The organism is Methylobacterium thuringiense (assembly GCF_022179645.1).
Classification (GTDB): Bacteria; Pseudomonadota; Alphaproteobacteria; order Rhizobiales; family Beijerinckiaceae; genus Methylobacterium; species Methylobacterium thuringiense.
The window spans coordinates 262,625-283,801 of sequence record NZ_BPRA01000014.1; the positions used below are offsets into that span (position 1 = coordinate 262,625).

Here is a 21,177-nt window from a genome sequence, read left to right on the forward strand (position 1 = left end):
CACTCAGCCGTTCCGCGGCAGCGCCGAGCCCTGCGCCTCGGCACCCGATCCGATCGCGTCGAGCCTCGCGACTTGCTCCGGCGGAATCCGCAGCGAACCGGCCTTCAGGTTGTCGCGCAGATGCGCCACCGACGAGGTGCCTGGGATCAGCAGGATGTTGGGCGCGCGCTGCAGCAGCCAGGCCAGCGCGACCTGCAGCGGCGTCGCCTCCAACTCTGCCGCCACCTCCGACAGCGTCGAGGATTGCAGCGGCGAAAACCCGCCGAGCGGGAAATACGGCACGTAGGCGATCCCGTCGGCCGCAAGGCCGTCGACCAGGGCGTCGTCCTCGCGATGGGCGAGGTTGTACTGGTTCTGCACGCAGACGATCTCGGTCATCGCGCGCGCCGCCTGCACCTGCCCTGGCGTGACGTGGCTCAGGCCGATGTTGCGCACGAGGCCTTGTCGCTTGAGTTCGACGAGGGCGTTCAGCGGCTCTTCGATCGGGCCGTCGACCGGATGGTGGTGGCCGGCCGACATCCGCAGGTTCACCACGGCGAGGGCGTCGAGGCCAAGATTGCGCAGGTTGTCGTGCACGGCGGATGTCAGCTCCGCCTTCGACAGAGCCGCCGGCCAGGATTTGTCCGCGCCCCGGCGCGCACCGATCTTGGTCACGATGGTCAGCCCTGCCGGATAGGGATGCAGCGCTTCGCGAATGATCTGGTTTGTAATGTGCGGGCCGTAGAAATCCGACGTATCGATGTGGTCGATCCCGCGATCCACCGCCTCGCGTAGCACGGCCAGAGCCTCGTCCCTGTCGCGAGGCGGACCGAAGACACCGGGACCGGCGAGTTGCATGGCGCCGTAGCCGAGGCGGTTCGGCGTCAGGGATGTACCCGGCAGGGTGAAGCGGCCGCCGAGATCGGATTTCGGAGTCTGGGTCTGGGTCATGGTGAGCCTCTCAGGTGTTTCACGGGAAACATCTGCGAGGGATATGCGCCACGGGGCATCGTGCGATAACCCGGCTAGACGCGTACGCCTTGTCCGGAAATCCGCACGATGCCCGACCCGAACCTCGCCGATCTCGACGCCTTCGTCGCGGTGGCCCGCGCCCGCAGTTTTCGCGGGGCGGCAAAGCTTCAGGGCGCCTCGGCCTCGGCCCTGAGCGACGCCCTGCGCCGGCTGGAGGCGCGGCTCGGTGCACGGCTGCTCAACCGCACGACCCGCAGCGTCACGCCGACGGAAGCCGGCGCGCGCCTGCTGGAGCGCCTCGGCCCGGCGGTGCGCGAGATCGCCGACGCGCTGGCGGCCGTGAACGACTCCGCCGACAGCCCGGCCGGGACACTCCGGCTCAATGCCCCGACGGTGGTGGCGCGACACGTCCTGCCCGACATCGTCGCGCGCTTCTTGGCGGCCTATCCCGGGATCAGTCTGGAGGTGGAGACCAACGACAGCTTCATCGACGTGCTGGCGGAGGGGTTCGACGCCGGCATCCGCTACGAGGAGCGCGTCGAGCGCGACATGGTCGCCGTGCCGATCGGCCCGTGCCGTCAGCGCTTCGTGCTGGCCGGATCACCGGCCTACCTCGCCGCGCGCGGCGTGCCGCGGCATCCCCGCGACCTCCTCGGCCACGCCTGCATCCGCCACCGCTTCGCCAGCCGCGTCACGGCGCAATGGGAGTTCGAGAGGGACGGGGAGACGATCCGCATCGCGGCCGCCGGGCCGCTCATCGCGACAACGCCCGAACTGGAGGTCCACACGGCCCGCGCGGGCCTCGGTCTCGTCTGCACCTTCAAAGAATATCTGCGGGATGGGCTGGCCGACGGCACGCTGGTGCCGCTGTTGCAGGACTGGCTGCCGGACTTCTCCGGGCCGCGGCTGTACTACGCCAACCGCCGGCACATGCCTGCGCCGCTGCGGGCCTTCGTCGATTTCATTAAGGCTGACATTCGTTGAACGCGGGCTCTGCCCGCACCCGGCAAAGGGCTCACCCTCTGCACACCCATCACGCCCCCGTAGCGCCGAAGGCGCGGAGGCAAGCGCGACAGCGCGCCGCCGCGCTTGCGGCGGACGCCGCTGGCCGGAACGGCCAGCGGCAACTCAAATCAAGCGATGTACTGGCCGCCGTTGATGGTCAGCGTCGAGCCGGTGACGAAGCCGGAATCCTCGGCGGCGAGATACTCGACCGCACGGGCGATCTCTTCGGCCTCGCCGAGACGTCCGACGGGGATCGTGGAGATGATCTTGTTGCGGATGTCCTCCGGCACAGCCATCACCATCTCGGTGGCGACGTAGCCCGGTGCGATCACGTTGACGGTGATGCCCTTGCCCGCGCTCTCCTGGGCGAGTGCCTTGGCGAAGCCGATCACGCCGGCCTTGGCGGCCGAGTAGTTGGTCTGGCCGGCCTGGCCCTTCTGGCCGTTGATCGACGAGATCAGGATGATGCGGCCGAAGTTGCGCGAGCGCATGCCCTCGATCAGCGGGCGCGTGCAGGTGAACATCGAGTCGAGGTTGGTCTTGATGACCGCCTGCCACTTCTCGAAGCTCATCTTGTGGAACGCGCCGTCGCGGGTGATGCCGGCGTTGTTCACGAGGATGTCGATCGGGCCGACCTCGGACTCGATCTGCTTGATGCCGGCCTCGCAGGCGGCGTAGTCGCCGACGTCGAACTTGAAGACCGGAATGCCGGTCTCGGCCTTGAAGGCGTTGGCGGCCTCGTCGTTGCCGCCGTAATTGGCGGCGACCTTGTAGCCCTTGGCCTGAAGGCCCTTCGAGATGGCGGCGCCGATGCCGCGCGTTCCGCCCGTGACGAGGGCGACGCGTTCCTGAGCCATGATTTCCTCCGTTTTTTGTTTGAATTTCGTCGAAACGCCCGGCGCGGCGCTCAAGCCCGCCGGGGGATGTCGCATTCTGCCGGCTGCCGGCACCGCCTGCACGGCATTTAAATTTCAACGGCCTTCAAAGGCTTTTGGCTGAATTTTTCTTGAGGCGACGGGACGGGCGCTCCCGTCCCATCGCGAAAACGGCGCTCAGGCGCGCTCGACGCACATCGCGACGCCCATGCCGCCGCCGATGCAGAGCGTGGCGAGGCCCTTCTTGGCGTCGCGGCGCTTCATCTCGTGCAGCAGGGTGATCAGGACGCGGGCGCCGGACGCTCCGATCGGGTGGCCGATGGCGATGGCGCCGCCATTGACGTTCACCTTGGAGGTGTCCCAGCCCATGTCCTTGTTCACGGCGCAGGCCTGCGCGGCGAAGGCTTCGTTCGCCTCGATCAGGTCGAGCTCGGAGGCCTGCCAGCCGGCCTTCTCGAGAGCCTTGCGGGAGGCCGGGATCGGGCCCGTGCCCATCACCTTCGGGTCGACGCCGGCGGTGGCCCACGACTTGATGGTGGCGAGCGGGGTCAGGCCGCGCTTTTTCGCCTCGGAGGCCGACATCAGCACGAGGGCGGCGGCGCCGTCGTTGAGGCCGGAGGCGTTGGCGGCGGTGACGGTGCCCTCCTTCGAGAAGGCGGGCTTCAGCTTGGCCATGCTCTCGATGGTGGCGCCGTCGCGGATGTACTCGTCGGTGTCGACGATGGTGTCGCCCTTGCGGCCCTTCACGGTGACCGGGACGATCTCGTCCTTGAAGCGGCCTTCCTTGCGGGCGGCCTCGGCCTTGTTCTGCGAGCTGACGGCGAACTCGTCCTGCTGCTGGCGCGTGATCTGGAAGGCTTCCGCCACGTTCTCGGCGGTGGTGCCCATGTGGTAGCCGTTGAAGGCGTCCCAGAGGCCGTCCTTGATCATCGTGTCGACGAGCTTGATGTCGCCCATCTTCTGGCCGCCGCGCAGGTACTGGGCGTGGGGCGACAGCGACATGGATTCCTGGCCGCCGGCGACGATGATCGTCGCGTCGCCGTTGGCGATCTGCTGCATGCCGACCGCGACGGTGCGCAGGCCCGAACCGCAGACCTGATTGAGGCCCCAGGCGGTGGCCTTGTCCGGGATGCCGGCGCCGATGGCGGCCTGGCGGGCGGGATTCTGGCCGGCGCCTGCGGTGAGCACCTGGCCGAAGATCACCTCGTCGACGTCGTCCGGGGAAACGCCGGCGCGTTCGAGCGCCGCCTTGATCGCGATGGCGCCGAGCTCGTGCGCCGGGGTCGAGCCGAAAGCGCCGGCGAACGATCCCACCGGGGTCCGTGCCGCTCCGACAATGACGATCTCTTCGCTGGCCATCTCGCTTGTCTCCTCACCGGGGCGCGGCTTCGCTCTTGTCGGCGTCCGCGCACTCACCGTGTCTGAGGGAAGAAAGCGCTGGCCCCTGCGATGTCAAGCAGCCTCATGACCCGAACAGGCATCCCATCCGGGTCAAACCGGCACCGCGGTGCGAGAATGTACGGGAAACAGCACCAAATTGCTGTTTTCGTCGCCGTGCGAAAGCCTTAAGGTTCCGCAATGCGGAAAAACCGTGCTGGCGCGGAGCCGCTGTCATGCGGGACTTTGCAACGATGCGCGCCATCACGAACGGAGCGGGGAGTGCCGTGGGTATGGCGGACAACGGCAAGTCTCACCAAGGCAAGTCTCATCAGACCGTCATCAAGAAGTACGCCAACCGCCGGCTCTACCACACCGGCACCTCGACCTATGTCACGCTCGAAGACCTCGCGGGCATGGTGCAGAGCGGCGAAGACTTCGTCGTCTACGATGCGCGCTCCGGCGACGACATCACCCGTTCCGTCCTGACGCAGATCATCTTCGAGCAGGAGAACAAGGCCGGCGAGGACAACCTGCTGCCGGTGGCCTTCCTGCGTCAGCTGATCCGCTTCTACGGCGACAGCATGCGCATCATGGTGCCGAGCTTCCTCGAATTCTCGATGGCGAATTTCGCCAAGGACCAGGACGGCCTGCGCGAAAAGTTTTCGCAGAGCTTCCAGAGCTTCGGGCCGGGCGTGTTCCAGCAGGCGCTGCAGGAGCAGGTGCGGGCCAACATGAGCTTCTTCGGCGACGCCATGAAGATGTTCACGGGCGGCTTCACGCCGCCGGGCGGCAAACCGGATGCGTCGGGCTCCGTTCCGGCCGCGTCGAATCCCGGCTCGTCCGATTTCGACGATCTGAAGCGTCAGATGCTCGAGATGCAGGCCCGGCTCGACGCTCTCGCCAAAAAGTAGGCGAGGCGGGTTTTCGGCTCGGGCGGTAACCTTTTCGTAAGGATCGCTAAAGAACCCTTGCTCTCGGCCTCGACCTTGCGCAGTTGTCTTGAGACGGCATGCGAAGGCGACGGTTATGGATCCGGTTGGGACGCAAGGAGAGGCTGGAGCGGAAAACCCGTGCCGTGCTCTCGCCGTCGTCCCGATGGCGGACAGCCGTGAACAGCCGATCCGCCGGGTTTCCGGCGGACGTCCGATGGCGGGTTTCCTGGCTCAGCTGATCGTCGACACGAATCCGGCGCTGCGCATCGCGCGCTCGGAACGGACGCAGACGGCCGTAGCGCTCTATGCGCGGATGGCCGGCATCCCGGGCGGGAGGTGGCGCGCCTGACGCGCCAGCCTCCGAACGACCCTCAGGCCTCGGCCGACTTCACCTTGAGAACCTGACGGCCGCGATACATGCCGGTCTTCAGGTCGATGTGGTGCGGACGGCGCAGCTCGCCCGAATCCTTGTCCTCGACATAGGTCGGCGCCTTGAGGGCGTCGGCCGAGCGGCGCATGCCGCGCCGGGAGGGGGAGGTTTTACGCTTCGGAACGGCCATCGGGGTCTTCTCAAGGCAAAAGCGGCGCACGGACGTGCCGCCCTCGTCGAGGCAGACCGTCGGCACCGCGAAGGGAATTCGGGGTTCGAGGGCGGGCTTATACCCGCGCCGGTTCCGACTGGCTAGATGCCTTCGCGCAGTGCCGCGCCGTCGGATCGCCGCCGTTCAAATGCGGTTCAAGCGCGGCCGTCCAGAACGATCCCGCACGGCGACACCGATCCGCCGTCGGGAGACCCTTCCATGATGTCCATGTCCCTGCGCGCGCTGGCCCTGTTCGCCTGCCTTGCCGCCACCCCCGTCCTCGCCCAGTCGGCAAGCCCGGCCACCTCGCCGATGAAGGCCTCTCCGTCCGCGGCACCCGCCGCCGCGCCGGCCAAGGATACGGCCAAGGATGCGACGAAGGATACCGCGAAAACCCCGCTGCTCGACCTGAACAGCGCCACCGCCGAGGAACTGAGCAAGCTCAAGGGCATCGGCGACGTCCGCTCGGCCGCGATCGTCAAGGGCCGCCCCTACAAGGGCAAGGACGAACTGGTGCAGAAGAAGATCATTCCCGAGGGCGTCTATGCGGGGATCAAGGACCAGATCATCGCCAAGCAGAAGTAGTCATTCGGACGTTTTGGCGCGCGGGGTTCGGGCCTCGCGCGCTTCTGCCAGCCTGCGCCCTTGTCCGCCCGATCCCGGCGGTGCTAGGCGCCGGAAAGCGCGGACTTCGCGCATCAGCGCGAAAACTCCCAAAAGATGCCAGCTCAGCCCATCATCCGCCTGCATCGCGGCGACCTGCCCGCCGACTTCCAGCCCGGCAGCGCCATCGCCATCGACACCGAGACGCTGGGCCTCAACCCGCATCGGGACCGGCTCTGCGTCGTGCAGATCTCGCGCGGCGACGGGAATGCCGAGGTGGTGCAGATGCCGCTCGGCGGCCCGGACCCGGTGAACCTGAAGCGGGTGCTCGGCGACCCGGCGGTCCAGAAGATCTTCCACTTCGCGCGGTTCGACCTCGCGGTGCTGTTTCGCGCCCTCGGCGTGATGCCGGGTCCGGTCTACTGCACCAAGATCGCCTCGAAGCTCGCCCGGACCTATACCGACCGGCACGGACTCAAGGACGTGGTCCGGGAAATGGTCGGGATCGACCTGTCGAAGCAGCAGCAATCCTCGGATTGGGGTGCCGAGACCCTGAGTCAGGCCCAGCTCGACTATGCCGCCTCCGACGTGCTGCATCTCCACGCCGCCCGCGACCGGTTGAACACGATGCTCGCCCGCGAGGGCCGCACCGATCTGGCCCAGGCCTGTTTCGATTTCCTGCCGACCCGGGCGCGACTCGATCTCGCCGGCTGGGCGGAGAATGATATTTTCGCGCATACTTGATGATGGCGGCCCTCGCGGGCCGTCCGCCGCATGAGCAGCGGCGCGCGGTCGCGCTAGCCGACGGTATGGGCAAGTTGGACGGACCGTCCGCGAAAGATGCAGCGTGTGCATGTGCCGACGCGCACCTGCCTGCGATTGATCATTTCCCGAAGCCGAGGCCATAACTTCGCCACCGCCTGTGGTCATGGCCGTTGCGGTGCCATGCCCCGACCTGTCGGTGTGGGAGCGGTCGCACTCTCGGACCTCAGCCTCTCAGGAACCCGATGCAGGTGGCCGACACCATCGAGACGTTCGCGGGCGCCGCCAACGAGAATGCGCGCCGCAGGCGGGCCCATGGCCGCGCCGTGCGCCACTCCGCGCGGGTGCGCGTGCTGCGCCGGATCATCCCGGTCGCAGCTGGAATTGCCGTGCTCGGCATCGCGGGCGTCGTGCTCTGGAGCCCGTTCGCCGGCAGCATCCCCAATGTCAGCATCGGTCCGGTCAGCGTCTCGGGCACCAAGGTGACGATGGAGAACCCGAAGCTGTCGGGCTTCAAGAAGGGCGAGCGCGGTTACGAGGTCACGGCCGCGTCCGCCCTCCAGGACGTGCGAAAGCCCGCATTGATCGAACTCCAGGCCATGAAGGGCCACATCGCCACCGACGACAAGGGCGGCCTCGCCCATCTCGAAGCGAAGGGCGGCCTGTTCGATTCGAGCAAGGAATCGCTGACGCTGCACGAAAACATCCGGCTCTGGACCGACAAGGGCGAGGAAGCCCGGCTCCAATCCGCGGCGGTCGACTTCAAGGCCGGGTCGGTGAAGTCGTCCGAGATGGTGACCGTCACGGTGCCGAACGGCTCGGTGACCGCCGACAGCCTCGACGTGGTCGAGAGCGGCAAGGTGATTTCCTTCATCGGCAACGTTCACGCGCAGTTCCAGGGGACCGGCAAGACGAAGGCTCCCGAAGGCGGCGATGCGTCCGAACGCGTCCGCACCTCGGCGGCGGAGGCGCCGAAGGACGGCGCGGAGGTCCAGCGATGAACGGACGTGTGCTTCCTTTCGCCCTGGCCCTCGGGCTCGCGCTCGCGCCGCTCGCGACGTTGATCGTCACGGCTCCGTCTGCGTCGGCGAAAGAGAACAAGGAAAAATCCGAATCACCCCTCGGCGCGCTCGGCGGCAGCGGCAAGGAGCCGATCAAGATCGACGCCGATCGCCTCGACGTGTTCGACAAGGAGAACAAGGCGATCTTCGCCGGCAACGTCGTCGCCGTGCAGGGCGATGCCACCATCCGCTGCTCGGCGCTCACGGTGTTCTACAAGCGCGGCAAGGACAAGGACGGCAAGAAAACCGAAAAGCAGGACGAGAAGGCCGGCGACGAGGCGGGCGGCAAGAGCCAAGCCGAGATGGCCGAGAACGGCATCCGCAAGGTCGATTGCGCCGGGCCGGTCACCGTCGTGCAGAAGGACCAGGTCGCCACCGGCGACAACGCCACCTTCGATCAGGTCGCCCGCCGCATCGTGCTGACCGGCAACGTCGTGCTCAGCCAGTGCCGCAACGTCACCCGCGGCTCGCGCCTCGTCTACGACATGGATTCCGGCCGCGCGAACATGGATCCGGGCACGAACGGGCGCGTCTCGGCGATGTTCGTACCTGGCGAGAAGGCCGACGCGGCCGGCGGTAAGGGCGCGTCCAAGGGCTGCGCACAGCCGCCGGCGGTGGCGAACAAGCCGAAACCGGCCGAGGCCGCGGCCCCGGCGGCGGCCCCTCCTCCGGCCAAGACGCGGGCGCAGGCGAATTGAGCGCGACGTCGATCCCGGCTCCTGCCGCCATGCCCCTGCATGCCGCCTCGGGCGAGCGCTCCGCGCCGAAGGCGGCCTCGTTCGTGCGGCGCCTGATCGGTCGCGGCGGCGGCGGCCGGCCGAAGCCGGCACCCGAAGCCGCCGCTGAGGCCGAGCCGGTCGGCGAAGCCGGCGGCGGTCCCGGTATTCTGCACGTGCGCGGCCTCCGCAAGAGTTACGGCGCCCGCACCGTGGTCCACGAGGCCGGGCTGACGGTGCGCAACGGCGAAGCCGTCGGCCTGCTCGGGCCGAACGGTGCCGGCAAGACCACGATCTTCTACATGATCACCGGACTGGTGCCGGCCGATCGCGGCACGATCAGCCTCGACGGCATGGAGATCACCCACCTGCCGATGTACCAGCGCGCGCGCCTCGGCATCGGCTACCTGCCGCAGGAGGCCTCGATCTTCCGTGGGCTGACGGTGGAGGACAACATCCGCGCCGTGCTCGAAGTCGCCGAGCCGAACCGCAAGGAACGCGCCCGCAAGCTCGATTCGCTGCTGGAAGAGTTCGACATCGCGCGTTTGCGCAAATCGCCCTCGATCGCGCTGTCCGGCGGCGAGCGGCGGCGCTGCGAGATCGCCCGCGCGCTCGCCTCCTCGCCGACCTTCATCCTGCTCGACGAGCCCTTCGCCGGCATCGACCCGATCGCGGTGGGCGACATCCAGGACCTCGTCGGGCATCTGAAGCGCCGCGGCATCGGCGTGCTCATCACCGACCACAACGTCCGCGAAACCCTCGGCCTGATCGACCGCGCCTACATCGCTCATTCCGGCCGGATCCTCACTGAGGGCACGCCCGAGCAGATCGTGGCGAACCCGGATGCGCGCCGGTTGTATCTCGGCGAAGATTTTCGCCTTTAGATCTCGGCACCATAAGGCTTACTCAACCACGCAGGCGAGAATCCCGGACTTCCCGGCGAGCCGGCTGCGGCCAAAAAAGTCTTTCTTGAGGGATTGCAGCGAAGTTCTCGGCTGCAGACGCATGTCGCGCCAACGATGTCCCTGTGGCTGTGCTGCCGCCATGCGCGGCATTCACGGTCCCACGGCCCAATCACGCTTTGACGTGCGGTGCCGTTGGGTCTAAGCCTGAAAGAGTTAGAAGAAGCAAGAATTGTGCCGACAGCTGATCCGGCTCGCTCGCCGCCGGATCTCGTTCGTTCCGCAACGGAGAATCGGGCCTCGCGATGAGTCTGCTGCAACGGCTTGAGATGCGTCAGGGTCAGGCCCTGGTGATGACGCCGCAGCTCCTGCAGGCGATCAAGCTGCTTCAGCTCTCGCAACTCGATCTCGCAGCCTATGTCGATGCCGAACTGGAGCGCAATCCGCTGCTGGAGCGCATCGAAGGCGAGCCGGCCTCGGCGCACGACCAGCCGGAGCCCGTGGCCGAGGCGGATGTCGCCTACGATCGCGAGCCGACGGAGCCGGGCGAGACCGAATCGTGGCTGGCCAACGATCTGAACCAGAGCTGCAGCGAGATCGAGGGCGTCCTCGACACGCGCCTCGACAACGTCTTCGCCGACGAGAATCCGATGCCGCGCGAGACGGGTGCCGGCGACTCGCTCTCGCTGACGCCCGCGCCCTATGGCAGCACCGGCGGCAGCTTCGACGGCGAGCTTCCCGATTTCGAGGCGAGCCTCACCGCCGAGATCAGTCTGCGGGAGCACCTCGTCTCCCAGCTCGACCTCGCCACCCGCGACCCGCAGGACCGGCTGATCGGCGGCTTCCTGATCGATGCCGTCGACGAGGCTGGCTACTTTCGCGAGTCGCTCGACCTCGTCGCCGAGCGCCTCGGGGCGAGCCTCGACCGCGTGGCGCGGGTGCTCAAGCTCGTCCAGACCTTCGATCCGCCGGGCGTCGCCGCCCGCGATCTCGCCGAATGCCTCGCGATCCAGCTGCGCGAGCAGAACCGGTTCGATCCGGCGATGCAGGCCCTGGTCTCGCGCCTCGACCTCGTGGCCAAGCGCGATTTTCCGGCGCTGCGCCGGCTCTGCGGCGTCGACGACGAGGATCTCGTCGAGATGCTCTCGGAGATCCGCCGGCTCGATCCGAAGCCCGGCCGCGCCTTCGGTGCCCATGCCGTCGAGGTGCTGATCCCGGACGTGTTCGTGCGCGCCGCACCGGACGGGTCCTGGCTGATCGAGCTGAACTCGGAGACCCTGCCGCGCGTGTTGGTCAACCAGACCTATTATGCCCGCGTCTCGAGGGGGGCGGTCGCCGACACCGACAAGTCTTTCCTGTCGGAATGCCTGCAGACCGCGAACTGGCTGACCCGCTCGCTGGAGCAGCGGGCGCGCACCATCCTCAAGGTCGCCACCGAGATCGTGCGCCAGCAGGACGCGTTCTTCGTGCATGGCGTCGCGCATCTGCGCCCGCTCAACCTCAAGACGGTGGCCGAGGCGATCGGCATGCACGAGTCGACGGTCTCGCGGGTGACCTCGAACAAGTCGATCGGCACCAGCCGCGGCACGCTGGAGATGAAGTACTTCTTCACCGCCGCGATCCCCGGTGCGGCCGGCGCCGCCTCGCATTCCTCCGAGGCCGTCCGCCACCGCATCAAGCAGCTCGTCGACGCCGAGGCCGCCGACGTGCTCTCCGACGACGCCCTGGTTCAGCGCCTGCACGGCGAGGGCATCGAGATCGCCCGGCGCACGGTGGCGAAGTACCGCGAATCGTTGCGGATTCCGTCGTCGATCGAGCGCCGCCGCGAGCGCTCCGCGCAAGTCGCCGCGCATCCGGCACATTGAGGGAGCCGGCGCGCCGGCCTTCTACGCCGGCTTCCCATCGCGTTGACTCGCGCTCCCCCGCTTCCTAACTCTGATCGTCTTCAGGTCGATCGGAGACGTTCATGGCGGGTCTGCGGGTTACGGGTCACGGCGTCGACCTCGGCGAGGCGTTGCGTGGCCGGGTCGACGACCGAATGGCCGCCACGCTCTCGAAGTACCTCGACAGCCACATGAGTGGTTCCTGCACCGGCCACGTCACGCTGCGACGCGACGGCACCGGCTATCGCACCGACTGCGTCCTGCATCTCGTTTCCGGACTGACGCTGGAAGCTTCCGGCGGCGCCCACGATCCCTACGCGAGCTTCGAGCAGACCGCCGACAAGCTCGAGAAGCGCCTGCGTCGCTACAAGCACCGCCTCAAGGACCACGGTGCGGCGAACCACAACGGCGGCCGCAGCCCGGCCGATATCGAGGCGGCCTACGCCGTCATCGCCGCGCCGCCGGACGAGGACCAGGACGAGCTCCCCTCGGAGGAGGAGGCGCATCCGCCCGTCGTCGCCGAGAGCACGAAGACGCTGCGGCGCCAGTCCGTCAGCGAGGCCGTGACCGCCCTCGACCTGACCGGCGCGCCCGTCGTCGTCTTCGTTCACGCTGGCACCGGCCGCATCAACGTCGTATACCGGCGAGGCGACGGCGCGATCGGCTGGGTCGATCCCCCGGACCGGGCCTGATCGGAGCGACGTCTCCGCGCTCGCCAAGGAACGCCGCCGTGAGGCGGCCGGTTGAAGATCGGGGTCCGGCACATTCGGTGCCGGCCTCGCCGCCCGAGATCGGGGTTCCGGTTCTCGGGTTTCGTCGATGGGACAACGGTCCTTCATGGCAGTTCTGGAATTCCTGAGCCCGGATTCGGTGATCCCGAGTCTGAAGGCACGGGCCAAGAAGCAGATCCTTCAGGAACTCGCCGCGCAGGCCGCCCGTCAGCTGCCGGGTCTCGACGAGCGCGAGATCTTCGAGACGTTGCTTCAGCGCGAGCGGCTCGGTTCGACCGGGATCGGCGACGGCGTGGCGATCCCGCATGGCAAGCTCGCCCATCTCGACCGGTTGTTCGGCATGGTGGCTCGGCTGGACAAGCCTACGGAATTCGAGGCGCTCGACGGTCAGGGCGTCGATGTCGTGTTTCTCCTGCTCGCACCGGAGAATGCCGGCGCGGACCATCTGAAGGCGCTCGCCCAGGTGGCGCGCATCCTGCGCGAGCCGGGAATCCTCGATCGGATCCGCAACGCCCGCGACGGCAACGCACTCTATGCGCTGCTGACCAACCGGTCCGCCTCGCAGGCGGCGTGAGCGACGGGGTGGGGGCATTCTTGGTAGGACGAATCAGATACCGCGCCGCAGGTTTTGCGGTGATTGCGCTGGCCGCAGGCACGGCATCCGAGGCTTGGGCACAGGGCGACGCGTTGTGCGCCCGCGACGTGCTCATCGCGAATTCCATGCAGCGCCAGGCGCTCGATCAGCTCGAAGGCGCCGGGGACGATCAGGCCAGCCAATGCCGCGTCTGGCGGCGGCACGTCGACACGATGCGGCGCATCTCCGGCGTCTATGGCCGTTGCCTGTCGGGACCAGAACGCAAGGAGAAGCTTGCCCAGGTCCAGGGTTCGGAGACCGAGTTCGGCGGCCTCGTGCGCAGCCGCTGCAAGGGTTTCTGAAACGGGCCGCGGCTCGCAGAAGCGAGGGGCAGCCTTCACACCGGACTGCTGCCGTCGAGAATCAAAAAATCAGTTCGCCGCGTGCAGGTGGGGCTCGGCCACCATCCGGACCGGCGCCTTCGAGGGCTTGCCGCGCCCGATCAGCACCGCGAAATGGGATCGTTCCGGGTCGCCCTCGATGCGGGTGCGCAACCATGCGGCGAGGAACTTGACGTATTCGGCTCCGACGAGTCGGGCGACGGCGGGGTCCTGCCACCAGCGGCCGATCTCGAACCCGTCGGTGACGACCGGATAGGCCACGACCGACTCGCCCTCGGCCAGCGCGTGCTCGATCTCCACCAGCGTGCGTGGCATGTGGTAGTTCGAGGTCACCACCGCGATCGTCTCGAAGTGGTTGCGGCGCATCCACCGCCGCGTCTCGATGGCGTTGCCGATGGTGTTGCGCGCCCGGTAGTCGAGGTCGACGCAGCAATCGATCCAGCGGCCCTGACTCGGGTTCAGCCGGACGATTTCCTCGCGGCTGGTCCGCTCGTTGACGCCGGAGATGAGCAGGCGCCGCCCGTAGCCGCCCGCCAGCAATTCGATCGCGTCGCCGACGCGTTGCGCGCCGCCGGTCAGGGCGACGATGCCGTCGGCTCGGCCGCTCGGCCGCCGCTCCATCCGTTCGATCGTCGACACGAAGGCCAGGAATCCGCCGAGCAGCACCAACGCGCCGAGTGCGGCAGCGCCTACGAGGCCCCGCACGGCGAAGCGCAGGCGGGACGGGCGTTGACGAACGCTGGGAGCCTGCATGTCTCGGTTGCCGTCATGCGCCGGAAGGGTGCGATCGTGAACGATGGCATTCTGCCATGCCCAACCTACGGCCTCCAAGGCTGCCATCGGGCTGCCGATGCTGATGTGGCGCGTCCTGGGGATCGTGCGCAGGGTCATCCTCCCGAACGTAGCCGCGATTGCGGCTCTGGAGAGGCGGGATTTTCCTCCCCCACGGGTTTACGAATGGTTAACGCGATCGGCGCGCGAATTCGCAAGTGCCGGTGCGGACTCGCGAAACCGGATTCGAGCCGTCGCGTCAGTCGAGGAAGCGGCGCACGGTGATGCGCGAGACGACGCCCGTGACGAGCGAGGCGATCACGCCGATGACGACGATGATGACATAGCCGCGCCAACTGACCTGGAAGGTGCCGAACAGGGCCTCGATCTCGTCGCCGGCCGGCCCCGAGCGCGAGACCCGCGCCAGCACACCCGCCAGTGCGAAGGCGAGCAGCGCTGCGCCTGCGCCGATGGCGCCGCCGCGCAGGCCCAGGCGGAAGAAGCGGCTCTGGAAGGCGCGGGCGATGTAGTCGTCGTTGGCGCCGACGAAGTGGAGCACCTCGACCACCTCCTTGTTGCCGGCCATGGCGCCGCGGGTGGCGAAGACCACGGCGAGGCCGGTGGCGGCGAGCACCAGGGCGACGATGCCGACGCCGATGCCGACGAAGGTGTTGGCCATGGTGGAGAGCCGCTGCAGCCAGAGCGCATGGTCGTCCAGGCTCGCCACGCCGGGCAACGCCTCGGTCAGGTTCGCGCGCAGTGCCTTCAGGTCGGGCGTCGCGTCCGAGGCGAGCTTCAAGGTGATGAGCCGCGGCACCGGCAGGTCCGAGAGGTCGAGGCCGCTGCCGAGCCAGGGCTCGAGCAGGCGCTCGGATTCCGCCTTGGTGAAGACCCGCGCCTCCGCGATCCCCGGCGCGGCCTTGGCAATCCCTTCGGCGCGCGACACGTCCGCATCGATGTTGCGGCCGGGGCCAGGGCGGACCTGCACGGTGACCTCCTGGGCCACCGCACCCTGCCATTGGCCGGCGCTCGACGCGACGATCTCGGCGGCGCCTGCGCAGAGCGCGGCAAGGAAGGTGAGAATCGCGATCACGGCGGCGAGCGCCCGGCTCGCGGCGGAATCCGTCGGCACCAGCGGCGCGTTGCGGCGCAGGGTCGGCGGCAGCGGCGGTTCCGCATCCTCCGGGGGCGGCGGAGCGGTGGCGGGGCGCGACGGCGCTCGGGTGTCGGCCATCACTCTTCGATCCGAAGCCGGCCGTTGCCCAGAACCAGGCGGCGCGCGTCGATCAGGTCCATCAGCCCGAAATCGTGGGTGGCGATCAGCACCGAGGTCCCGAGCTTGTTCAACTCCATGAACAGCCGGAGCAGCCGTCGCGCCAGGGTCGGGTCGACGTTGCCGGTGGGCTCGTCGGCGAGCAGCAGGTCCGGCCGGGCGATCAGGGCGCGGGCGATCGCAGCACGCTGCTTCTCGCCGCCGGACAGCAGCGGCGGCAGCACGTGCATGCGCTCGCCGAGCCCCACCCAGCGCAGCAGTTCCACGACCTCGGCTCGGTAGTTGGTCTCGGAGCGGCCCTGGACGCGCAGCGGCAGCGCCACGTTTTCGTAGGTGGTGAGGTGGTCGAGCAGGCGAAAGTCCTGAAAGACCACGCCCATGCGGCGGCGCAGACCCGTGAGCGCATCGCTGGAGATGCCGCTGACCTCCTCGCCGAACACCGAGACGAGGCCCCGCGTCGGCCGCACCGAAAGCAGGATCAGGCGCAGCAGCGTGGTCTTGCCGGCGCCCGAGGGGCCGGTGAGGAACTGGAACGAGCGCGGCGCGATCTCGAAGCTGACATCGGACAGCACCTCGGCCCCAAGGCCGTAGCGCATGCCGACGCTCTCGAAGCGGACCGCCGGCCCCTCGGCGCCGGACAGCAGGCTTCCCGTCTTCGTCCCAGCCACGGTCACTGTACCTTGCACCCCGCCTGCCAAGGTCCGCTCCATCGCGTGGATCGTTCGCAGAGATCGGATCGGCCAAGCCGGATTCGTCTCCGTTTCACGGCCGGTTAACCCTGTTCGAGCCACAACCGTTTCGGTCCTTTTTCCGCGCGCGGCAACCCGCCGCCGGAAGGGCCGAACCGATTTGCCATGCTGATCGCCTGCCCGGCCTGCGCCAGCGAGTACGAGATCGAGGGTGTCCTCGTCGGGGCCGAGGGTCGCTCCGTGCGTTGCGCCGCCTGCAGCGAGACCTGGTTCGTCGCGCCGGAAAGCGGGCAGGCGGATGGCGATGCCGACGCGATCGATGGCTGGGAATCCGCCGGACTCGACGAGCCGCGCGAGACCGTCGACGCTCCCGCACCCGTCATCGACCAGCCCGTGCCGCCGCCCCGCAAGGCGAAGGCCAAGCCTTCCCCCCAACGATTTGCCCTCCCGCGTCCGTCGCCGGCCATCGCCGCCGGGCTCGCCGTGTTCGCGATCCTGCCTCTGGCCCTGCTCGGCCGGGCCACGGTGGTCCGGGCGATGCCGCAGAGCGCCGGCCTGTTCTCGGCCGTCGGCCTTCCGGTGAACCTGCGCGGTGTCGATTTCCGTGACATCGTCGCATTCCGTAATCCGGCCGAGGGCACGAACCCGGCGCAGCTCGTCGTCGAGGGCGACCTCGTCGGCGTCGCGCGCGACCGTGTGGCGGTCGCGCCGCTGGAGGTCGAACTGCGCGACGCCCACGGCCAGTCGCTCTACCGCTGGACGGTGCCGCCCTCGCGGGTTGCGCTGGAACCCGGCGAGACGGCCCGGTTCCGTGCAAGCCTCTCGGCGCCGCCGCCCCAGGGCAGTCAGGTCCTGGTGCGCTTCACGGACATTGCGGCATCGGATCCCAAGCCTCCTGCAGGCCACGCGGAGCCCGACGCGCATCCTCCTGCCGCCGATACGCAGCACGGTCGTCACTGAACCCTCTGGCACAGGCGAGTGCGCGTGCTATTGAGGCGGTCATGACAACGAGGCGTGCATGACCTCTGCTTCCCGACGCGTTCGCGTCCTGTTCGACGAAGCCGCGATCGCGCGGCGCAACGAGGAACTCGCGGCCTCGATCCTCGCGGCCAAGCCCGAGAACCTGCTCGTGGTGGCGGTGCTCAAGGGCAGCTTCATGTTCGCCGCCGACCTGCTGCGGGCGCTGCACCGGGTCGGATTGTCGCCCCAGGTCGAGTTCGTGCACCTGTCGAGCTACCGCACCGCCACGGTCTCCTCCGGCCAAGTCGAGATCCTTCGCGATGTGCAGAGCGAAGTCAGGGGGCGCGACGTTCTGCTCGTGGACGACATCCTGGAATCCGGCCGCACCGTCGTCTTCGCCAAGGACCTGCTGATGGCGCGGGGCGCCAAGCGGGTGCTGACCGCGGTCCTGCTCGAAAAGCCCGGCAAGCGCGCGGTGACGATCGATGCGGATTTCGTCGGGTTCACCTGCCCCGACGTCTTCGTGGTCGGCTACGGCATGGATGCGGCACACGCCTTTCGCCAGCTGCCCTTCGTCGGACTCGTCGATTACGACAGTACCGATCCGGACCTTTTCGGCGGGGCCTGAGCCCGGCGGTCGACCGGAACGGCCGCGGTTTCCGGGCGTTGCCGCCGCGGCGGATCGCGACGCTCTGTCCCACGCCGTAATTCTCATCGGCTGCAGACACTTGACAGGGCCGCCGCGTCCGCGCCTGATTCCCGCGATACCGGCCGGTATCTCCCTCACGACTTGATCACGATCACATGGCGCGCATTCTCCTCGTCGATGACGAGGACACCATCCGCGGTTTCCTCAAGCGCGGGCTCGAGCTCGACGGCCATGCCGTGGTCACCGCGATCGACGGCAGCGACGGGCTCGATCGCCTGTCGGAGGCCTCCGGCGATTTCGACCTGATGCTCACCGACATCCGCATGCCGCTGATGGACGGCATCGCGCTGGCGCTCGCGGCCAAGCGCGACTACCCGGACCTGACCATCCTGCTGATGACGGGCTTCGCCGACCAGCGCGAGCGCGCCCGCGGCCTCGATGCGATCGTGCTCGACGTGTTGACCAAGCCGTTCTCGCTGGCGGACCTGCGCTCGACGGTGAAACGGGCGCTGGCGGCGTAGCTCAGTATCCTTCGGCCAGCGTCCCCCGCTGGCGCTGGTCCGAGGCTCCGGCGAGCAGGCCTTCGTCGAACATCACGGAATTCGCCGAGCCGGACGGCGCGCCGACCTTCACCGCGTACCCCTGCTGCTTCAGCAGCCCGACGGTGTCGGGCGAGACGCCCTGCTCGACCATCAGCACGTCCGGCTGCCACTGGTGGTGGACGCGCGGGGCGGCGACGGCCTCGGCCAGATTCATGCGGAAGTCGAGCACGTTGACGATCACCTGCAGTACTGTGGTGATGATGCGGCTGCCGCCGGGACTTCCCGTCACCAGAAACAGCCGGCCGCCGCGAAACACCAGGGTCGGCGTCATCGAGGAAAGCGGGCGCGCCCCCGGCGCCACGGCATTCGCTTCGCCGCCGACGAGCCCATAGGCGTTCAATGCGCCGGTCTTGGCCGAAAAATCGTCCATCTCGTTGTTGAGCAGCACGCCGGTGCCCTCGGCGACGAGGCCGATCCCGTAGGAGAAGTTCAGCGTGTAGGTGTTCGCGACGGCGTTGCCGGCGGCGTCGACAACCGAGAAATGCGTGGTCTGGTCGGGCTCGAAGGGCAGCGGGTTGCCGGCCCTCACCTCGGCCGCGGGCCTGGCACGGCTCGGGTCGAGCTGCCGGCGCAGCGTTTCGGCATAGGATTTTGCGATCAGCCCGGCGACCGGAACTCTGGTGCGTGCCGGGTCTCCGAGCCAGGAGGCGCGGTCGGCATAGGCCGGCTTCATCGCCTCCGCGAGCGTATGGATCGCCCCCGCGCTGCCGGCGCCCATCCCGGCGAGGTCGTAGCCCTCCAGGATATTGAGGATCTCGATGAGGTGGACGCCGCCGGAACTCGGCGGCGGCATCGAGACGATGTCGTATCCGCGATAGGTCCCGCGCACGGGCCGTCGCAGTTCCGGCCGGTAGGCGGCGAGATCCGCCGTCGTCATGATCCCGCCTGCGCCTTGAACGGCCGCCGCGATCTTCTCCGCGATGCCGCCGGTGTAGAAGGCGTCGGCACCGTGCTCCGAAATGGCGCGGAGCGTTCCCGCCAGATCACCCTGCACGAGGTTGGCCCCGCGCTTCAGGACCTGATCTCCCTCGAAGAAGATCGCGCGGCTCGACGGCCATTGCCCGAGCAGGCCCGAGGCGCGGGGCAGGGAATCGGCGAGGCCGGATTCGACGGGGATGCCCTCGCGCGCCAGTTTTTCCGCCGGCGCGATCAGGTCGGCGAGGCTGAACTTGCCGGAGCCGTAGCGGCTGTGCGCCTCGGCGAAGCCGCGCACGGTGCCCGGCACGCCCACCGCCTTGCCGGTACGGGTCGAGGCGGCCTTGTCGGGCTGCCCGTCGGCCTTCAGGAACATGCCCTCGGTGGCCGCCGCCGGCGCGGTCTCGCGAAAGTCGATCGCGACCGTCTCGTTGCGCTCGGCCAGATGCACCAGCATGAAGCCGCCGCCGCCGAGATTGCCCGCCCGCGGCAGGGTCACGGCCAGCGCGAAGCCCACCGCCACCGCCGCATCGACCGCGTTGCCGCCGCGCTTGAGGATGTCGACGCCAATCCGCGTGGCATGCGCCTCCTGCGACGACACCATGCCATGGCTGGCCAGGACCGGCAGGACGCGGGCATCCTCCGCCTGGATCGGCGCGGTGCCGAGATTGCCGGGCGTCGGATCGGCCTGGGCGAAGGCCGGATCGACGGCCAAAAGCAGGCAGGCGAGAGAAGCGGCGAGGCGGCGGATCACGATCGGCATGGGGACGACATAGCGCACGGAATCGCGGAGGCGCGTGTCCACGGCTCCTCCTCGGTCACGAAACGCCGGTTGGTTCTGTGGATCGGGTGCGAGATCCGATCGTTCGGGCGGCAACCGTCGCGGCATCTCGGTGTCGGCGCAAACGAAAGCGGCGGGCTGAACACAGCCCGCCGCTTTGCCGTCCGGAGCGATGGAAGTCTTGGCCCGGCTTCCGGGTGTTCTACGGCTGGTTGCGGGCGAGAAGACCGCCCATCGGGGCGCCGGGCTCGGCCTGCTTGTAGAGGAAGAAGACGCTGCGCAGCCAGCCGCGCGTGTCGTAGCCGCCGTAGTTCCGTTCGATGACGTCGCGGGTGACGTAGCCCTGGATGAAGAAGTCGCCGAAGTTGTAGCCGACGAGGCCGCCCACCGCGACCTGGCCCTGGTGGCGGTAGTTCAGCCGGTTCGTCGGCAGGTCGGTCGAGCCGAAGGCGACCGGGCCGATCTCCCACTTGCCGAACTTCTTCGTCGCCGTGATGTCGAGGTTGAGGAAGTCCGGGTAGAAGGCGCCCTGCTTGTTCGTTGGGTCGATGTAGGTGCCGTAGAGCAGATTGCCGGTGATGTTGTAGCCGTCGGCATTGTAGGTCGCGGCGAAGCGCTGCTGGATCGAGCCCTGGTTGATCAGGAACTGCGTATCGATCGGCAGGTAGCCGCCGAGCAGGTAGCTGACGTTGAAGCCGTTCGACAGTTTCCAGGCGAGCTGGGCCGCGACCAGCGGCACGCCGATGCCGCTCTGGTAGCGTCCGCCGGCAGCGGCAGAGCGGGCCGCGACGACGGGCTGGATGTAGATCAGGTGCAGACGGCCGCCGAAGATGTGGACGCCCGGGACCCAGACGACGCCCGGCAGGTTGATGTTGCTCTCGGACTGAACGGGGGAAGTGCTGCGGATGCCGAAGCTCGACGTGTCGAGCAGGATCAGGCCGATCGGCAGCTGAGCGCCCGTCGGCAGGCCGATGGTCTGTCCCGGCTGCGCGGCGGAGGCGGCGTGCGCCGTCGTGCCTGCGAAGCTCAGAGCGAGCGCACCCAACGCCGCGAGGGTCCTGCGAAACCGAGCCTTCATCCTGCACCACTCCCGGTCTTGGAAACGGCGCCTCATCGATCCCGAGGCGCGGCTGAGTGGCCATAGTGCCGGAATTTTGAATGCATGCACGGCATGAAACGC

General features: G+C 68.3%; 24 protein-coding genes. 15 read left to right on the forward strand and 9 right to left on the reverse strand.

Annotation, left to right across the window (positions count from 1 at the left end):
* Positions 1-3 precede the first annotated feature (3 nt).
* The gene (locus tag MFF07_RS15935) at positions 4-930 is read right to left on the reverse strand and encodes an aldo/keto reductase family oxidoreductase (RefSeq protein WP_147818469.1); all 927 of its coding nucleotides are present in this window, start codon (positions 928-930) and stop codon (positions 4-6) included.
* A 108-nt stretch (positions 931-1,038) separates the two neighbouring features.
* On the opposite strand from MFF07_RS15935, the gene MFF07_RS15940 reads away from it, so the two are divergent.
* Complete coding sequence (locus MFF07_RS15940; RefSeq protein WP_147818470.1) at positions 1,039-1,935, forward strand: LysR family transcriptional regulator; 897 nt, start codon at positions 1,039-1,041, stop codon at positions 1,933-1,935.
* Between the two features lie 149 nt (positions 1,936-2,084).
* Here the strand turns inward: MFF07_RS15940 and phbB are convergent, their stop codons facing one another.
* On the reverse strand, positions 2,085-2,813 hold the full coding sequence (gene phbB, locus MFF07_RS15945) for an acetoacetyl-CoA reductase (protein ID WP_147818471.1): 729 nt from the start codon (positions 2,811-2,813) through the stop codon (positions 2,085-2,087).
* A 195-nt stretch (positions 2,814-3,008) separates the two neighbouring features.
* The gene (locus MFF07_RS15950; protein WP_147818472.1) at positions 3,009-4,190 is read right to left on the reverse strand and encodes an acetyl-CoA C-acetyltransferase; all 1,182 of its coding nucleotides are present in this window, start codon (positions 4,188-4,190) and stop codon (positions 3,009-3,011) included.
* Positions 4,191-4,501: 311 nt separating this feature from the next.
* Between MFF07_RS15950 and phaR the strand changes: the two genes are divergently transcribed.
* Positions 4,502-5,122 (forward strand): polyhydroxyalkanoate synthesis repressor PhaR, encoded by a 621-nt coding sequence (gene phaR / locus MFF07_RS15955; RefSeq protein WP_147818480.1) that lies wholly within the window; start codon positions 4,502-4,504, stop codon positions 5,120-5,122.
* 235 nt (positions 5,123-5,357) lie between these two features.
* Positions 5,358-5,492 carry a hypothetical protein gene (locus MFF07_RS22550; protein WP_283206826.1) on the forward strand — a complete coding sequence of 45 codons (135 nt, stop codon included), beginning with the start codon at positions 5,358-5,360 and terminating at the stop codon, positions 5,490-5,492.
* A gap of 22 nt (positions 5,493-5,514) precedes the next feature.
* Here the strand turns inward: MFF07_RS22550 and rpmF are convergent, their stop codons facing one another.
* Positions 5,515-5,703: a 50S ribosomal protein L32 gene (gene rpmF, locus MFF07_RS15960; RefSeq protein ID WP_003601373.1), complete on the reverse strand. Its 189-nt coding sequence runs from the start codon at positions 5,701-5,703 to the stop codon at positions 5,515-5,517.
* Positions 5,704-5,943: 240 nt separating this feature from the next.
* Here rpmF and MFF07_RS15965 point away from each other — a divergent pair, with 240 nt between their 5' ends.
* The 9 genes from MFF07_RS15965 (at position 5,944) to MFF07_RS16005 (ending at position 13,318) form a co-directional block, all read left to right on the forward strand.
* Positions 5,944-6,309, forward strand: coding sequence for a ComEA family DNA-binding protein (locus MFF07_RS15965; RefSeq protein ID WP_147818474.1), 366 nt, complete (start codon positions 5,944-5,946; stop codon positions 6,307-6,309).
* 135 nt (positions 6,310-6,444) lie between these two features.
* Positions 6,445-7,071 carry a ribonuclease D gene (locus MFF07_RS15970; RefSeq protein ID WP_147818475.1) on the forward strand — a complete coding sequence of 209 codons (627 nt, stop codon included), beginning with the start codon at positions 6,445-6,447 and terminating at the stop codon, positions 7,069-7,071.
* A gap of 263 nt (positions 7,072-7,334) precedes the next feature.
* Complete coding sequence (gene lptC, locus MFF07_RS15975) at positions 7,335-8,090, forward strand: LPS export ABC transporter periplasmic protein LptC (protein ID WP_147818476.1); 756 nt, start codon at positions 7,335-7,337, stop codon at positions 8,088-8,090.
* Positions 8,087-8,848 carry an LptA/OstA family protein gene (locus MFF07_RS15980; protein ID WP_147818477.1) on the forward strand — a complete coding sequence of 254 codons (762 nt, stop codon included), beginning with the start codon at positions 8,087-8,089 and terminating at the stop codon, positions 8,846-8,848. The genes lptC and MFF07_RS15980 overlap by 4 nt, the downstream gene beginning before the upstream one ends.
* Before the next feature lie 29 nt (positions 8,849-8,877).
* A complete protein-coding gene (lptB, locus tag MFF07_RS15985; protein WP_238232336.1) occupies positions 8,878-9,750 on the forward strand; it encodes an LPS export ABC transporter ATP-binding protein in 873 nt (290 codons plus the stop codon).
* Positions 9,751-10,073: 323 nt separating this feature from the next.
* Complete coding sequence (gene rpoN / locus MFF07_RS15990; RefSeq protein WP_147818549.1) at positions 10,074-11,633, forward strand: RNA polymerase factor sigma-54; 1,560 nt, start codon at positions 10,074-10,076, stop codon at positions 11,631-11,633.
* Between the two features lie 101 nt (positions 11,634-11,734).
* The gene (gene hpf / locus MFF07_RS15995) at positions 11,735-12,343 is read left to right on the forward strand and encodes a ribosome hibernation-promoting factor, HPF/YfiA family (RefSeq protein WP_147818550.1); all 609 of its coding nucleotides are present in this window, start codon (positions 11,735-11,737) and stop codon (positions 12,341-12,343) included.
* A 145-nt stretch (positions 12,344-12,488) separates the two neighbouring features.
* Positions 12,489-12,956 carry a PTS IIA-like nitrogen regulatory protein PtsN gene (gene ptsN / locus MFF07_RS16000; RefSeq protein WP_147818551.1) on the forward strand — a complete coding sequence of 156 codons (468 nt, stop codon included), beginning with the start codon at positions 12,489-12,491 and terminating at the stop codon, positions 12,954-12,956.
* 59 nt (positions 12,957-13,015) lie between these two features.
* Positions 13,016-13,318, forward strand: coding sequence for a hypothetical protein (locus MFF07_RS16005; RefSeq protein WP_238232337.1), 303 nt, complete (start codon positions 13,016-13,018; stop codon positions 13,316-13,318).
* A 69-nt stretch (positions 13,319-13,387) separates the two neighbouring features.
* Here the strand turns inward: MFF07_RS16005 and MFF07_RS16010 are convergent, their stop codons facing one another.
* The 3 genes from MFF07_RS16010 to MFF07_RS16020 all read right to left on the reverse strand — a co-directional run bounded on the left by MFF07_RS16010 (position 13,388) and on the right by MFF07_RS16020 (position 15,997).
* A complete protein-coding gene (locus tag MFF07_RS16010; protein ID WP_238232370.1) occupies positions 13,388-14,110 on the reverse strand; it encodes a YdcF family protein in 723 nt (240 codons plus the stop codon).
* A 277-nt stretch (positions 14,111-14,387) separates the two neighbouring features.
* Complete coding sequence (locus tag MFF07_RS16015; protein WP_147818553.1) at positions 14,388-15,362, reverse strand: cell division protein FtsX; 975 nt, start codon at positions 15,360-15,362, stop codon at positions 14,388-14,390.
* Positions 15,362-15,997: a cell division ATP-binding protein FtsE gene (locus tag MFF07_RS16020; RefSeq protein WP_238232371.1), complete on the reverse strand. Its 636-nt coding sequence runs from the start codon at positions 15,995-15,997 to the stop codon at positions 15,362-15,364. Before MFF07_RS16020 ends, MFF07_RS16015 begins: the two co-directional genes overlap by 1 nt.
* 258 nt (positions 15,998-16,255) lie before the next feature.
* Between MFF07_RS16020 and MFF07_RS16025 the strand changes: the two genes are divergently transcribed.
* The 3 genes from MFF07_RS16025 (at position 16,256) to MFF07_RS16035 (ending at position 18,220) form a co-directional block, all read left to right on the forward strand.
* Positions 16,256-17,050 (forward strand): zinc-ribbon domain-containing protein, encoded by a 795-nt coding sequence (locus MFF07_RS16025; protein WP_147818555.1) that lies wholly within the window; start codon positions 16,256-16,258, stop codon positions 17,048-17,050.
* A 58-nt stretch (positions 17,051-17,108) separates the two neighbouring features.
* A complete protein-coding gene (gene hpt, locus MFF07_RS16030) occupies positions 17,109-17,678 on the forward strand; it encodes a hypoxanthine phosphoribosyltransferase (RefSeq protein WP_147076963.1) in 570 nt (189 codons plus the stop codon).
* 176 nt (positions 17,679-17,854) lie between these two features.
* Entirely contained in the window at positions 17,855-18,220 is a 366-nt protein-coding gene (locus MFF07_RS16035) for a response regulator (RefSeq protein ID WP_147076965.1), read from the forward strand.
* Position 18,221: 1 nt separating this feature from the next.
* Here the strand turns inward: MFF07_RS16035 and ggt are convergent, their stop codons facing one another.
* Both ggt and MFF07_RS16045 read right to left on the reverse strand, forming a co-directional pair.
* Positions 18,222-19,979: a gamma-glutamyltransferase gene (gene ggt, locus MFF07_RS16040; RefSeq protein WP_147818565.1), complete on the reverse strand. Its 1,758-nt coding sequence runs from the start codon at positions 19,977-19,979 to the stop codon at positions 18,222-18,224.
* Positions 19,980-20,199: 220 nt separating this feature from the next.
* On the reverse strand, positions 20,200-21,075 hold the full coding sequence (locus MFF07_RS16045) for a transporter (RefSeq protein WP_147818556.1): 876 nt from the start codon (positions 21,073-21,075) through the stop codon (positions 20,200-20,202).
* Positions 21,076-21,177: the final 102 nt, after the last annotated feature.

Excerpts from the sequence above, each read along its gene's own strand:
- rpmF (WP_003601373.1), bottom strand. The coding sequence starts at position 5,703 with ATGGCCGTTCCGAAGCGTAAAACCTCCCCCTCCCGGCGCGGCATGCGC.
- MFF07_RS16015 (WP_147818553.1), bottom strand. The coding sequence starts at position 15,362 with ATGGCCGACACCCGAGCGCCGTCGCGCCCCGCCACCGCTCCGCCGCCC.
- ptsN (WP_147818551.1), top strand. The coding sequence starts at position 12,489 with ATGGCAGTTCTGGAATTCCTGAGCCCGGATTCGGTGATCCCGAGTCTG.
- MFF07_RS15950 (WP_147818472.1), bottom strand. The coding sequence starts at position 4,190 with ATGGCCAGCGAAGAGATCGTCATTGTCGGAGCGGCACGGACCCCGGTG.
- hpt (WP_147076963.1), top strand. The coding sequence starts at position 17,109 with ATGACCTCTGCTTCCCGACGCGTTCGCGTCCTGTTCGACGAAGCCGCG.
- MFF07_RS16035 (WP_147076965.1), top strand. The coding sequence starts at position 17,855 with ATGGCGCGCATTCTCCTCGTCGATGACGAGGACACCATCCGCGGTTTC.
- phbB (WP_147818471.1), bottom strand. The coding sequence starts at position 2,813 with ATGGCTCAGGAACGCGTCGCCCTCGTCACGGGCGGAACGCGCGGCATC.
- rpoN (WP_147818549.1), top strand. The coding sequence starts at position 10,074 with ATGAGTCTGCTGCAACGGCTTGAGATGCGTCAGGGTCAGGCCCTGGTG.
- MFF07_RS22550 (WP_283206826.1), top strand. The coding sequence starts at position 5,358 with ATGGCGGGTTTCCTGGCTCAGCTGATCGTCGACACGAATCCGGCGCTG.
- phaR (WP_147818480.1), top strand. The coding sequence starts at position 4,502 with ATGGCGGACAACGGCAAGTCTCACCAAGGCAAGTCTCATCAGACCGTC.
- lptC (WP_147818476.1), top strand. The coding sequence starts at position 7,335 with ATGCAGGTGGCCGACACCATCGAGACGTTCGCGGGCGCCGCCAACGAG.
- MFF07_RS15940 (WP_147818470.1), top strand. The coding sequence starts at position 1,039 with ATGCCCGACCCGAACCTCGCCGATCTCGACGCCTTCGTCGCGGTGGCC.
- hpf (WP_147818550.1), top strand. The coding sequence starts at position 11,735 with ATGGCGGGTCTGCGGGTTACGGGTCACGGCGTCGACCTCGGCGAGGCG.
- MFF07_RS15965 (WP_147818474.1), top strand. The coding sequence starts at position 5,944 with ATGATGTCCATGTCCCTGCGCGCGCTGGCCCTGTTCGCCTGCCTTGCC.
- MFF07_RS15935 (WP_147818469.1), bottom strand. The coding sequence starts at position 930 with ATGACCCAGACCCAGACTCCGAAATCCGATCTCGGCGGCCGCTTCACC.
- MFF07_RS15980 (WP_147818477.1), top strand. The coding sequence starts at position 8,087 with ATGAACGGACGTGTGCTTCCTTTCGCCCTGGCCCTCGGGCTCGCGCTC.
- lptB (WP_238232336.1), top strand. The coding sequence starts at position 8,878 with ATGCCCCTGCATGCCGCCTCGGGCGAGCGCTCCGCGCCGAAGGCGGCC.
- MFF07_RS16025 (WP_147818555.1), top strand. The coding sequence starts at position 16,256 with ATGCTGATCGCCTGCCCGGCCTGCGCCAGCGAGTACGAGATCGAGGGT.
- MFF07_RS16045 (WP_147818556.1), bottom strand. The coding sequence starts at position 21,075 with ATGAAGGCTCGGTTTCGCAGGACCCTCGCGGCGTTGGGTGCGCTCGCT.
- ggt (WP_147818565.1), bottom strand. The coding sequence starts at position 19,979 with ATGCCGATCGTGATCCGCCGCCTCGCCGCTTCTCTCGCCTGCCTGCTT.
- MFF07_RS16010 (WP_238232370.1), bottom strand. The coding sequence starts at position 14,110 with ATGCAGGCTCCCAGCGTTCGTCAACGCCCGTCCCGCCTGCGCTTCGCC.
- MFF07_RS16020 (WP_238232371.1), bottom strand. The coding sequence starts at position 15,997 with ATGCGCTACGGCCTTGGGGCCGAGGTGCTGTCCGATGTCAGCTTCGAG.
- MFF07_RS15970 (WP_147818475.1), top strand. The coding sequence starts at position 6,445 with ATGCCAGCTCAGCCCATCATCCGCCTGCATCGCGGCGACCTGCCCGCC.